The organism is Caulobacter sp. UC70_42 (assembly GCF_044056025.1).
Lineage (GTDB): Bacteria > Pseudomonadota > Alphaproteobacteria > Caulobacterales > Caulobacteraceae > Caulobacter.
In genome coordinates this window covers 2,439,417-2,451,593 of the sequence record NZ_CP171994.1, presented here as the reverse complement: position 1 = coordinate 2,451,593, position 12,177 = coordinate 2,439,417, and the positions used below count along the sequence as shown (strand labels likewise).

Sequence of the window (12,177 nt, the reverse complement as noted above, 5' to 3'; positions counted from 1 at the left end):
TTGGGGGAGGAATTTCTTGTCCGAACAACTCGACGCCGTGGATGCCAAGATCCTGGATCTCATCCAACACGACGCCGGACTGTCCGTCGCGGAGATCGCCGAACGAGTCGGCCTCTCGTCCAGCCCGTGCTGGCGCCGGGATCAAGCGCCTGGAAGACGCCGGCGTCATCCAGCGTCGCGTCACGATCCTGGACCGCGAAAAGCTGGGTCTGGGCTTCGAAGTCTATTGCACCGTCAAGCTGTCCCTTCCGACCAAGGAAAATCTGGACACGTTCGAGCAGGCCGTCGCCAAGTGGGCCGAGGTCGTGCAGTGCGCCACCGTCACCGGCGCGGCTGACTACGAGATGCGCATCGTCACCCGCGACATGCGCGCCTTCGACGAGTTCCTGCGCGAGAAGCTGCTGTCGCTGGGCCTGGTCAGCAACATCGAGAGCCGCATCGTCATCCGCGGCGTCAAGAACTCGACGGCCGTGCCGCTGGGTCTGGTGAGCCCGTACGTCAGCCCGCTGGGCTGATCCTCACGATGGCGCGTGGCGGCCCTGCAGCCGTCCGCGTCGATCTTCCGACACCTTGGGGAGAGGCCAAATGGCCCCATCGAGCGCCGCCGGCGCGTCGACGCGACGCGTGCTGGCCGCCAGCCTGATCGGCACGGCGGTCGAGTTCTACGACTTCTATATCTACGCGACCGCCGCCTCCCTGGTGTTCGGGCCGCTGTTCTTTCCCGCCAGCTCGCCGGCCATGCAGCTCCTGGCCTCATACGCCAGCCTGAGCGTGGCCTTCATCGCCCGCCCGCTGGGCTCGATCGTGTTCGGCCATTTCGGCGACCGCATCGGGCGCAAGTCGACCCTGGTGGCGTCGCTGTTGATCATGGGCGGCTCGACCCTGCTGGTGGCCTTCCTGCCGACCTACGCCACGGCCGGCTGGGTCGCGCCGTTCCTGCTGTGCCTGCTGCGCTTCGGCCAGGGCTTTGGCCTGGGCGGCGAGTGGGGCGGCGCGGCCCTGCTGGCGGTGGAGAACGCCCCGCCCGGCTTCCGCGCGCGCTTCGGCATGTTCCCGCAGCTGGGCGCGCCGGTGGGCTTCATCGCCGCCAATGGCCTGTTCCTGGCTCTGGGCGCCGTCCTGACGCCGGAGCAGTTCCAGAGCTGGGGCTGGCGACTGCCGTTCCTGGGCAGCATCCTGCTGGTCGGGGTCGGCCTGTGGATCCGCCTCAAGCTGACCGAGACGCCCGCCTTCCAGGCCGCCGCCCACGCCGCCCCGCCGCCGCACGTGCCGGTGGCCGAGCTGCTGAAGACCCACGCCCGCGAGACGATCGGCGGCACGTTCGCCGTCGTCGCCTGCTTCGCGCTCTTCTACCTGACCACCGCCTTCTCGCTGGGCTACGGCGTCACCGCCCTCGGCTATGACCGCCAGGTGTTCCTGGGTGTGCTGCTGGTCGCCATCCTGTTCATGGCCGGCGGCATCGTCTGGGCCGGCTACTGGGCCGACAAGACCAGCCCCCGCCGCGTGCTGATGGCCGGCTCGCTGCTGACCATCGCCGCCGGCGCGGCCCTGGCGCCGATGATGGGCTCGGGCTCGCTCTGGACGATCGGCGTCTTTCTGTCCCTGGCCCTGGTGGTCATGGGCCTGGTCTATGGCCCGCTGGGGGCCTGGCTGCCCAGCCTGTTTTCCGGCGCGGGTGCGCTATACCGGCTCGTCGATCGCCTTCAATGTCGGCGGGGTGATCGGCGGCGGCATGACCCCGGCCATCGCCCAGGCCCTGGCGACGCACGGCGGCCTGAAGCTGGTCGGCCTGTATCTCGCCGGCGCGGGCGCGATCAGCCTGCTGGCGCTGCTGCCGCTGAAGAAGGCCGCCGACACGCTGTAGGGATCAAAAACGCGAACCTTGCATTGCCGGCTTTGCACAAGACGCGGCGGTCTTGTCCCAGCTAAGTTCCCGCTTATTCCTTCCCGGAGCCGCCCCATGATCGACCTCGTCATCGAAGCCCGCCGTCACGACATCGGAAACTTCGAGGTTGGCCGCGTGCTGCCCTTCCACGCCAAGCGCATGGTCGGCCCGTTCACCTTCCTGGACCACATGGGGCCGGCCGACTTCGCGCCGGGCTTCCCCAAGAGCGCCGACGTCCGCCCGCATCCGCACATCGGCCTCTCCACCCTGTCGTACCTGTTCCAGGGAGAGATCACCCACCGCGACAGCGTCGGCTCCGAGACCGTGATCAAGCCGGGCGAGGTCAACTGGATGACCGCCGGCTCGGGCATCACCCACTCCGAACGCTTCGAGACCCTGCGCCGCCAGGGCGGCCGCATGGATGGCATGCAGGCCTGGATCGCCCTGCCCAAGGAATATGAAGAGATCGCCCCCAGCTTCAGCCACCACGAAGGCCAGGCCGAGCTGCCGTCCTACGAGAGCGGCGGGTTGAAGGCGCGGCTGATCGCCGGCGAGGCGTTCGGCGCCAAGGCCAATGTGCCGGTGTTCTCGCCGCTGTTCTACGTCCACTGGGAGCTTGAGCCGGGCGCGACCGCGGCCCTGCCAGCCGAATATTCCGAGCGCGCGGCCTATGTCGCCGACGGCCGGGTCGAGGTCGACGGCCGCGAGCTCTCGGCCCTGCAGATCGGCCGTCTTCGCGCCGGGCGAGACCGTGGTGTTCAAGGCGCTGGAGCGCTCGACCGTCATGCTGCTGGGCGGCGAGCCGATCGGCCCGCGTTTCATGGAGTGGAACTTCGTCTCCTCGTCCAAGGACCGCATCGAGCAGGCCAAGGCCGACTGGAAGGCTGGCCGCATGAAGCTGCCCGACCTCGACCACGACGAGTTCATTCCGTTGCCGGAAGGCCCGCCGAAGACGCCGCAACCGCTCTAGGCAGGCGCCTGTCCTCTCCGCACTGGCGGCGGACGGATGGGTCCCGCGCATAAAGCTTGGGATGACAGTTGAAAGGCGTCGCTAGGGAGGCTCATAACGTCCGCATGATCGACACCGCCTTTACCGACTTCGTCCGCGGCCTCCCGAAAGCCGAATTGCACATGCACATCGAGGGCAGCCTCGAGCCCGAGCTGATGTTCGAGCTGGCCCAGCGCAACGGGATCACCCTGCCCTTCAAGTCGGTGGACGAGATCCGGGCCGCCTACGCCTTCTCGAACCTGCAGGACTTCCTGGACATCTACTACCAGGGCGCGGGGGTGCTGATCACCGAGGCCGACTTCAAGGACCTGGCCCTGGCCTATTTCAAGCGCCTGGCCGCCGACGGCGGGACCCACGCCGAGATCTTCTTCGACCCCCAGACCCACACCGATCGCGGCATCGCCTTCGACACGGTGATGAAGGGCCTGCTGGCCGGCATGGACGAGGCCGAGAAGACGCTGGGCGTCACCTCCAAGCTGATCCTCTGCTTCCTGCGCCACCTGTCGGAAGAGGCCGCCTTCGAGACCCTGGAGCGGGCCAAGCCTTGGCTGGACAAGATCGCCGGCGTCGGCCTGGACAGCTCCGAGGTCGGCCACCCGCCGGCCAAGTTCGCCCGCGTCATGCAAGCCGCCCGGGACCTCGGCCTCAAGGTCGTGGCCCATGCCGGCGAGGAAGGCCCGCCGGCCTATGTCTGGGAAGCCATCGACCTGGTGAAGGTCGACCGCATCGACCACGGCAACCGCGCCCTCGAGGACGAGGCCCTGACCGCGCGCCTGGTCAAGGACGGGACGACCCTGACCGTCTGCCCGCTGTCGAACCTGAAGCTGTGCGGCGTGCCCAGCCTGGACGTCCATCCGCTGAAAAAGATGCTCTCCCTGGGCCTGAAGGCGACCGTGAACTCCGACGACCCGGCCTATTTCGGCGGCTACCTGCTGGAGAACTACATGGCCACCGCCGGCGCGGTGGGCCTGACCCGCGAAGAGATCGTCACCCTGGCCAAGAACAGCTTCACCGGCTCGTTCCTGACCGAAGCCGAGAAGGCCGAGCGGGTGGCCAAGGTCGAGGCCTACGCGGCCAGCCACTAGCCCCAAGAGCCCCCGCCCGTGAGCGTCGTCGCCGCCAACGCCTATGTCGCCGGCCAGGCCGTCCGCCCGATCAGCCTGGACGATCCGGACAGTCTGCGGCCGCGCGACGGCGAGTTCGTCTGGATCGGCCTGGTTGAGCCTGACGAAGGCGAGCTGCGCGTGCTGCAGCAGGCCTTCGATCTGCACCCGCTGGCGATCGAGGACGCGCTGAACGCCCGCCAGACGCCGAAGGTCGACGTCTACGGCGACCAGCTGTTCGTCGTCGCCAAGACCGCGCGCCTGGACAATGACCACATCGAATATGGCGAGACTGACTTCTTCGTCGGTCGCCGCCACCTGATCACCGTCCGCCACGGCTCGGCGCGGGCTCACACCGAACTGCGGGCCCAGCTGGAGGCCGCCCCGGCCCTGCTGGCGCACGGCGTCGACTACGTGCTGCACGCGGTGCTGGACTTCATCGTCGACGGCTACATGCCCGTCGTCGACGCCATCGAGGAAGAGCTGGTCGCCTTCGAGCGGCGGGCGTTGGACGCTTTTCTCAGCCGCGCGGAGATCGCCCGCATCTTCAATCTTCGCCGGGCGCTGATGAAGTTCAAGAAGCTGCTCGGCCCCATGACCCAGGTGGTCAGCGCGCTGGAGCATCACGATCTGCCCTGCATCGACAGCGAGGTGCGGCCCTATTTCCGCGACGTCCGCGATCACATCCAGCGCACCGAGATCCTGGTCGACGGCCTGCGCGAGGTGCTGACCTTCGTGTTCGAGATCAGCAGCCTGCTGGAACAGCAGCGCCAGGGCGTGATCACCCGCCAGCTGGCCGCCTGGGCCGCCATCCTGGCCGTGCCGACGGCGGTGGCCGGGATCTACGGCATGAACTTCGAGCACATGCCCGAGCTGAAGTGGGAATACGGCTACTACGGCGTGCTGGCCGTGATCGTGGCGGTCTGCGGGCTGCTGTACCGGCGGTTCCGCAAGACGGGCTGGCTCTAGGCTTCGCTGATCTCCAGAATCTCGCGGTGCCGCGCGGCGTCGATACCCTCGCGCTGTTCCTGGGCCAGCCGGCTCTTGTCGCCCTCCAGCAGGTTCAGGGTGGGCCGCTCGTCCGGGGTCTGGAACTGGATCATCACACGGGTGCCCAGGGTCGTGCCGGGATAGGGCGGCAGGCGGTTGGCCAGCTTGCCAGGGACCGGCGGCTCCTCGCGGCCGTCCTCTTCGTAGAGCTCAAGATAGCGCTCGAAGACCTCGGGCTCGACCTCGCTCCAGGCGCCCCAGCCGAAATAGTCGTCGGCGCCCTTCAGCGGGACCGGCAGGATGCAGCGGATGAAGACGCGGTCGCCCCACTGGCACAGGTCGTCATTGTAACGGACCTGCTCGCCCAGCTCGGCTTCGGTGAGCGCCCAGACCTCGTCGGGCAGCTCGAAACCCCAGTCGCGGGTCAGGGAGAACTCTTCGGCCATCGGAACCTTCGGCGTGTACGACGCCGAATGACTAGGCCATCGCGCGGCTCTAGGCCACCGCGTCCCGCAAGGCGTCACACAGGCGATCCAGGCCTTCGATATCGAGGTTCGGATCCAGGGTGATGACCACGGTCGAGGCCGCCAGGTGATCGGCGGTCGGGGTGTCGTCGGTGGCGAGAGACCGATCGCGCACGGAGCAGCTGGCGGGCACGCCGGCCGCCTGCAGCTTCCAGGCCACCGCGCCGGCGTCGTCGGTCGGCAGAGACAGCGCGCAGGTCTGCGAGATCCAGCTCATGCCCCAGCCGGGCTGGAAGCCGACGCCGCTGTCCAACAGCAGGACACGCAGTTGCTGGGCCGTGCCGCACAGGCGCTGGCGCAGACCCGGCCAGGCGGCGAGGCCGTCGTCGCCGGAGAAGGGCGCGGCGTCGATGGCGTTGATCGGGGTGGCGTCCTCGCAGGCGACGAACACGCCCGACCCAGCGGGCAGGCCCACGAGAACGGGGACCGGCGCTGCGATCACCACATCGAAGGCGCCGGCGGCGTCGACCAGGATCGGCAGTCCGGTCTCGGCGCGGAAGGCGGCCCAGGCGCGCATGTCGGGCGCGCGGCCGTGGGCGGCGGCGGGAACGATGGCCTCCAGCGGCCCCGGCGCATCGGGCAGGCGCTCGCGCAGGTGGCCGGTGTCGAACATGGCGCTGAACGGGTCGACATCGACCAGCCAGGCCTTGAGCCCCGCGGCGGCGACGCCGGCCAGGGTCTCCGGATCGGCCAGGGCGGAGACGACACAGACGCCGCCTTCGCGCACGCCCAGGGCCTTCAGGGCCGCGGCGGTGGCCTCGACGCGGTCGGCGAAGGCGCGCACCGCGACGGGACGGGCGAAACGGGCGGCCAGGCGCTGGTGCAGGTCCGCGCCATGTCCGGCGACGCCCAGGGCGGCGGCGACGGCGTCGAAGTCGATCGGCGCTCCGGTCGCGCGGACGAAGGTCTTCCCTTGCGGGACGAGGGTCGGAACGGCGGCGGGCTTCGGGAGCATGGCTTTAGAACGCATTCCACGACGAACCGGGCGACCTCCATGGCCGCACCATATGGTTAAGCAACCGTATTCATCGATTCCGCCCGGCCTAATGTGGCGCGCCGTCGCGGCAAAAAGTTCAGCGACTAGGCTGATTTTGCCAGGAGTTCCGCAGTTCGCGCTTCAGCACCTTGCCGATATGGCTGCGCGGCAGGCTGTCGACGATCTTCACGTCGGCCAGGCGCTGGGTCTTGCCGACCTGGCCGTTGACGAAGGTCTTGATCGCCTCGGCGTCGGCCTCGCCCTTCACCGCCACGAAGGCCACCGGGGTCTCGCCCCAGGCGTCCGAGGGCACGCCGACCACCGCCGCCTCGACCACGGCCGGATGCTGGACCAGCACCGCCTCCAGGTCGGACGGATAGATGTTGAAGCCGCCGCTGATGATCATGTCCTTCTTGCGATCCATCAGCGTGAGGAAGCCGTCCTCGTCGAAACGGCCGACATCGCCGGTGCGGATGAAGGTCCAGCCCTCGGGCGAGGTCCAGATGGCCTCGGCGGTCTTGTCCGGGCGGCCGTGATAGCCGCTCATGGTCGCGGCCGAACGGCCGACGATCTCGCCGACCACGCCGGGGCCGACCTGGACGCCGTCCTCGTCGATCAGCCGGATGTCGTGGCCCGGCGCGGGCTGGCCGACCGTGTGCAGCTTGTCCGGATGCTCGTGGCACATCAGGATGCAGGTTCCGCCGCCCTCGGTCATGCCGAAATACTCGACCAGGCCGCCGGGCCAGCGCTTCAGCACCTCCCCCTTCAGCTCGGCGCCGAACGGCGCGCTGGTGCAGAACTTCAGGTGCGTCGAGGAGAGGTCGTAGCGGTCGAAGTCCGGCCGCTCCATCAGGCGTCGGTACTGCACCGGCACCAGCATGGTGTGGGTCATGCGGTGCTTCTGGGCCAGCTCCAGATACTTGCCGGCGTCGAACTTCTTCATCAGCACGACGGTCCCGCCGCCCGCCAGGGTCGGGAAGAAGCAGACCAGGGTGGTGTTCGAATAGAGCGGCGTCGACAGGACCGTGACCGCCGTGGGGCCATAGCCGACCGCGTCGCCGCGGAAGACGTGCTTCCAGCGCATGCCGTGCGACTGGACGATGCCCTTGGGCGTGCCGGTCGTGCCGCTGGAATAGATGATGTTGAACGGCTGGTCGGACGCGATCACGACAGGCCGCGGCGTCGCGCCTTCGGGGGCCAGCCAGGCGTCGAAGGACTCGCCGGCGGCCGAGCCATCAAGGGCGATCTGGCGGACGGGGATCGGCGCGGGCGCTTGGGCCTCGGCCACGCCGGCGTCGAGGAAGAACAGCCTGGCCCCGCAGTCGGCGACCATGCCGGCGATGGCCTCGGGCGTAGAGGACGGCGCGATCGGCGCCACGGCGACGCCGGCCCGCAGGCCGCCCAGGAACACCGCCGCATAGGGGATCGACGACAGGGCGCAGACGGCGATCGCCTCGCCCGGCGCAATCCCGTCACGCTGCAGGGCGGCGGCGACGCGGTCGACCAGGGCGTCGAACTGCGCGTAGGTCACCGCCTCGCCGGTCTCCATGATCACGGCCGGATGGTTGGGCCCCTCCTGGGCGCGCTGGCGCAGGATGTCGCCCATCACGCCGTAGTCGGCGGACATCATGGCGGCGATGGTGGTCATGGATTTACTTCCCCAAACGCAACAACGCTTGTCATCCCGGCCGCGGCGAAGCGGAGAGCCGGGACCCAGGAGCCGGCGCAATGCGGTGCCCCCCCCGGGTCCCGGACAAGCGCTACGCGCTTACCGGGATGACAAGATTAGTGAGATCGATAGAGCCTCAAGCGTCCTTGAACCCCTTGCCCTCGGCCACGAGCCGCTCCAGCAGGGCCGACGGCTTGAAGTCGTCGCCGTGGGCGGCCTGGAATTCCTTCATCTTGGCCAGGATCTTGTCGAGGCCCACCAGCTCGCCCCAGAACATCGGACCGCCCCGATAGACCGGCCAGCCATAGCCGTTGATCCAGACGATATCGATGTCGGACGCCCGGATAGCCTTGCCTTCCTCGAGGATCTTCGCGCCCTCGTTGACCATCGGATACAGGCAGCGTTCCAGGATCTCCTGATCGCTGATCTCGCGGCGCTGAATCTGGCGCTTCTCGGCGAAGTCGCGGATCACCTCTTCCACGACCGGCGACGGCTTGGCGTTGCGGTTCTCGTCGTAGTCGTAGAAGCCCTTGCCGTTCTTCTGGCCGCGACGGTCCATCTCGCACAGCACCTCGCGCACGGTCGACGACGAGGTCTTGGCCGGGTCCCAGCCGATGTCGAGGCCGGCCAGGTCGCTCATGGCGAACGGCCCCATGGGCAGGCCGAAGTCGTAGAGCACGCGGTCCACGTCCCAGGGCATGGCGCCTTCCAGGATCAGTTTCTGGGCCTCGCGCTGGCGCTGGGCCAGCATGCGGTTGCCGACGAAGCCGTGACAGTTGCCGACCAGCACCGCGACCTTGCCGATCTTCTTGCCGATCTGCATCGAGGTGGCGATCACCGACTTGTCGGTCTTGGCGCCGCGCACGATCTCCAGCAGGCGCATGACATTGGCCGGCGAGAAGAAGTGCAGGCCGATCACGCTCTCGGGCCGGCTCGTGCTGGCGGCGATCACATCGATGTCCAGGTACGAGGTGTTCGAGGCCAGGATCGCGCCGGGCTTGGCGATCTTGTCCAGCTTGCCGAAGACCTCCTTCTTGATCTCCATCAGCTCGAACACGGCCTCAATGATCAGGTCGCAGTCGCCCAGGTCCTCGAGGTTCATCGAGGGGGTCAGCAGGCCCATGCGCTTTTCGACGTCGTCCTGGGTCAGGCGGCCCTTCTTGGCGGTGTTCTCGTAGTTCTTGCGGATGACGCCGACGCCGCGCTCCAGGTTCTCCTGCTTGGCCTCGATGATCGTCACCGGAATGCCGGCGTTGAGGAAGTTCATCGAGATGCCGCCGCCCATGGTGCCGGCGCCGATGACGCCGACCTTCTTGACGGGGATCGTGGGCGTGTCGTCCGGCACGTCCGGGATCTTGGCGGCCTGACGCTCGGCGAAGAACACGTAGCGCTGGGCGGCAGACTGGCTGCCCGTCATCAGCTCCATGAACAGCCGGCGCTCTTCCTTCAGCCCCTCCTCGAACGGCAGGTTCACCGCCGCCTCGATGCACTTGATGTTGTTCTCCGGGGCCATGAAGCCGCGGAACTTCTTGGCGTTGGCCTTGCGGAAGTCGGCGAAGATCTCGGGCCTGCCGCGCGCGGCCTCGACCTTGTCGTTCAGCTCGCGAACCTTCTTCAGCGGACGGCCCTCGGCCAGAACGGTCTTGGCGAAGGCGATCGCGCCGGCGCGGAGGTTTCCTTCCTCGACCAGCTCATCGAACAGGCCCATGGCCAGGGCCGCCTTGGCCGGCACGTGCTGGCCGCTGGTGACCATCTCCAGCGCCTTCTCGACGCCGACGATGCGCGGCAGGCGCTGGGTGCCGCCGGCGCCCGGCAGCAGGCCGATGTTGACTTCCGGCAGGCCGGCCTTGGCCGAGGGGACCGCGACGCGGTAGTGGGCCACCAGGGCCACCTCCAGGCCTCCGCCCAGCGCCGTGCCGTGGATCGCGGCCACCACGGGCTTCGGCGCGTTCTCGATGGCCGCCTGGACGTCCTGCAGGCTGGGGCCGGTCATGGCCTTGCCGAACTCGGTGATGTCGGCCCCGGCGATGAAGGTCTTGCCCTCGCAGATCAGCACGATCGCCCGCACGGCCGGATCGGCGATGGCCGCGTCGAACGCGCCCTTCAAGCCTTCGCGGACGGCGGCCGACAGCGCATTGACCGGCGGGGAGTTCAGCGTGACGACGCCGATGTCGCCTTCGACGGAAAGATCGGTGACGGCGTTGATCGCGGCCATGACGTTTCGACCCCTGCTCTTAAGAATGCCGTTTTGGCGTTTGAACGGTTGTTTGAAGCCAGCGTGCACGCTCGCGCGAAGATGTCCAGACCTCCGCGACGACACGCGCTTTCGGAGCGCTTCGATACGGGGCGGCGTTGACGAATTTATTCACATACTACAAATTCGAAATTACGGTTTCAGCCGAGATCATCCGTGGGGGTGGGTGCGGCGTCGAGGGGCTGCTCGGCGCCGCATTTACCTGAAATCCAGAGAGAATGATCCGCGCTGGGGAGGGCGTTCGCGGGAAGCCATGGACTTTGGATGCGCCTTGCACGCGTCCTCACACTTCGAAGTCGGTGAATTCCGCGAGCGTGGCGCGTTGCTCGCGACGCGTCGGACTTTGGTAAAGCGCAACTCGGCGCGGGAGCAGCCTCCCGCGCCGCTTTCTTTGGCCGGGAGACTCCCTACCCCGCCGCCTCCGTGAAGCTCGAATAGACCAGCGTCCGCAGCTCGCGCCGGATCGGATAGGAGGTCGACGGCATCAGCTGGGTCATGAACACCACCGCTAGGTCTTCGACCGGGTCGATCCAGAACGCCGTCGAGGCCATGCCGCCCCAGAAATATTCGCCCAGCGAGCCCAGGTTCTTGGTCCGGGCCTGGTCGATGGTCATGGCGAAGCCGAGGCCGAAGCCCAGGCCTTCGAACACGGCCTCGCTGAACAGCGACTTCGAGACCTGGACCAGCTCCTTGCCGCCCGGCAGGTGGTTCATGGTCATCAGCTTGATGGTCTTGGGACTGAGCAGGCGCGCGCCGTCCAGTTCGCCGCCGTTCAGCAGCATCCGGCAGAAGCGCATGTAGTCGTCGGCCGTCGAGACCAGACCGCCGCCGCCGGACTTCACCGACGGGTCCTTGAAGAACCGGCTCTTCTCCGGATCGTCCTGCAGCACCACCCGGCCCGAAGGCGTGAGGGCGTAGCAGGCGGTGAAGCGCTCGCGCTGGCTCTCGGGTACGAAGAAGCCGGTGTCGACCATCTTCAGCGGATCGAAGATGCGGGTCTTGAGGAAGACGTCGAACGGCATCCCCGAGATCGTCTCGACCAGATAGCCCAGCACGTCGGTCGAGACCGAGTAGTTCCAGGCCTCGCCCGGCGAGAACTCCAGCGGCACGGTCCCCAGCGCGTCGACGAAGCCCTGCAGGCCGCCCTCGCTGTCGATCCCGTCCAGCTTCAGCTTGCGATAGGCCGCGTCGACATTGGTCCGCTGCTGGAAGCCGTAGGTAAGGCCCGAGGTATGCCGCAGCAGGTCGATCGTCCGCATCGGCTCGCCGGCGCGCTTGGTCTGGAACGCCCCCTCGACCCCAGCGGCGAACACGCCCAGGTCGCGCCAGGCCGGAATGAAGCGATGCACCGGATCGTCCAGCGACACCAGGCCGTCCTCGACCAGCATCATGAAGGCCACGCTCGTGACCGGCTTGGTCATCGAGTAGATGCGAAACAGGCTGTCGGCCTTGAGCGGCTTTCCTCGCTCGACATCGGCGCTGCCCAGCACCGATGTATAGGCCAGCTGCCCCCGCCGCCAGACTTGGGTAAGCGCGCAGGGCAGTTTTCCCGTGTCGATATACTTGGACTGGATGAAGCTATCGATGCGCTTCAATCGCTCGCTCGACAGTCCGACCGCTTCTGGCGTGCTCAAGTTTCTGGTCTCCCCTGCGACCTGCTCTGGTCGTGTTTGCGTACCGTTGGATCGAAATCGAAGACGGGGCTTTTTGCCGCAACGTAAACTTTACCCGATCCTGCGAGTATCGATTGAAAACGAGGAAATGGGG

At 67.6% G+C, this 12,177-nt stretch carries 8 protein-coding genes and 2 pseudogenes; 5 read left to right on the top strand and 5 right to left on the bottom strand.

Translation table 11 applies throughout. The features are described from left to right. Nucleotides 1–16: 16 nt before the first annotated feature. From ACHMW8_RS12355 to corA, 5 genes and pseudogenes are all read left to right on the top strand, one after another. Nucleotides 17–515, top strand: a pseudogene (locus tag ACHMW8_RS12355) (Lrp/AsnC family transcriptional regulator). A 70-nt stretch (nucleotides 516–585) separates the two neighbouring features. Next, nucleotides 586–1,929, top strand: coding sequence for an MFS transporter (locus ACHMW8_RS12350; RefSeq protein WP_395445701.1), 1,344 nt, complete (start codon nucleotides 586–588; stop codon nucleotides 1,927–1,929). A 31-nt stretch (nucleotides 1,930–1,960) separates the two neighbouring features. Further along, nucleotides 1,961–2,855 (top strand): annotated as a pseudogene (locus ACHMW8_RS12345) (pirin family protein). 104 nt (nucleotides 2,856–2,959) lie between these two features. Further along, a complete protein-coding gene (locus ACHMW8_RS12340; protein ID WP_395445700.1) occupies nucleotides 2,960–3,979 on the top strand; it encodes an adenosine deaminase in 1,020 nt (339 codons plus the stop codon). A gap of 18 nt (nucleotides 3,980–3,997) precedes the next feature. Continuing rightward, nucleotides 3,998–4,966: a magnesium/cobalt transporter CorA gene (corA, locus tag ACHMW8_RS12335; RefSeq protein ID WP_395445699.1), complete on the top strand. Its 969-nt coding sequence runs from the start codon at nucleotides 3,998–4,000 to the stop codon at nucleotides 4,964–4,966. Here corA and ACHMW8_RS12330 read toward each other — a convergent pair. The 5 genes from ACHMW8_RS12330 to ACHMW8_RS12310 form a co-directional block, all read right to left on the bottom strand. Continuing rightward, complete coding sequence (locus ACHMW8_RS12330) at nucleotides 4,963–5,433, bottom strand: DUF2199 domain-containing protein (protein WP_125155877.1); 471 nt, start codon at nucleotides 5,431–5,433, stop codon at nucleotides 4,963–4,965. The genes corA and ACHMW8_RS12330 overlap by 4 nt on opposite strands. A 49-nt stretch (nucleotides 5,434–5,482) precedes the next feature. Beyond that, complete coding sequence (locus ACHMW8_RS12325; RefSeq protein WP_370450194.1) at nucleotides 5,483–6,466, bottom strand: DegT/DnrJ/EryC1/StrS family aminotransferase; 984 nt, start codon at nucleotides 6,464–6,466, stop codon at nucleotides 5,483–5,485. 118 nt (nucleotides 6,467–6,584) lie between these two features. Beyond that, complete coding sequence (locus ACHMW8_RS12320; RefSeq protein ID WP_395445698.1) at nucleotides 6,585–8,135, bottom strand: class I adenylate-forming enzyme family protein; 1,551 nt, start codon at nucleotides 8,133–8,135, stop codon at nucleotides 6,585–6,587. 157 nt (nucleotides 8,136–8,292) lie between these two features. Beyond that, nucleotides 8,293–10,371: a 3-hydroxyacyl-CoA dehydrogenase NAD-binding domain-containing protein gene (locus ACHMW8_RS12315; RefSeq protein ID WP_395445697.1), complete on the bottom strand. Its 2,079-nt coding sequence runs from the start codon at nucleotides 10,369–10,371 to the stop codon at nucleotides 8,293–8,295. Nucleotides 10,372–10,817: 446 nt separating this feature from the next. Beyond that, nucleotides 10,818–12,044: a serine hydrolase domain-containing protein gene (locus ACHMW8_RS12310; protein ID WP_395445696.1), complete on the bottom strand. Its 1,227-nt coding sequence runs from the start codon at nucleotides 12,042–12,044 to the stop codon at nucleotides 10,818–10,820. Nucleotides 12,045–12,177 lie beyond the last annotated feature (133 nt).

Coding starts and splice junctions, on each gene's coding strand:
- ACHMW8_RS12320 (WP_395445698.1), bottom strand. CDS start 8,135: ATGACCACCATCGCCGCCATGATGTCCGCCGACTACGGCGTGATGGGC.
- ACHMW8_RS12330 (WP_125155877.1), bottom strand. CDS start 5,433: ATGGCCGAAGAGTTCTCCCTGACCCGCGACTGGGGTTTCGAGCTGCCC.
- ACHMW8_RS12325 (WP_370450194.1), bottom strand. CDS start 6,466: ATGCTCCCGAAGCCCGCCGCCGTTCCGACCCTCGTCCCGCAAGGGAAG.
- ACHMW8_RS12340 (WP_395445700.1), top strand. CDS start 2,960: ATGATCGACACCGCCTTTACCGACTTCGTCCGCGGCCTCCCGAAAGCC.
- ACHMW8_RS12350 (WP_395445701.1), top strand. CDS start 586: ATGGCCCCATCGAGCGCCGCCGGCGCGTCGACGCGACGCGTGCTGGCC.
- ACHMW8_RS12315 (WP_395445697.1), bottom strand. CDS start 10,371: ATGGCCGCGATCAACGCCGTCACCGATCTTTCCGTCGAAGGCGACATC.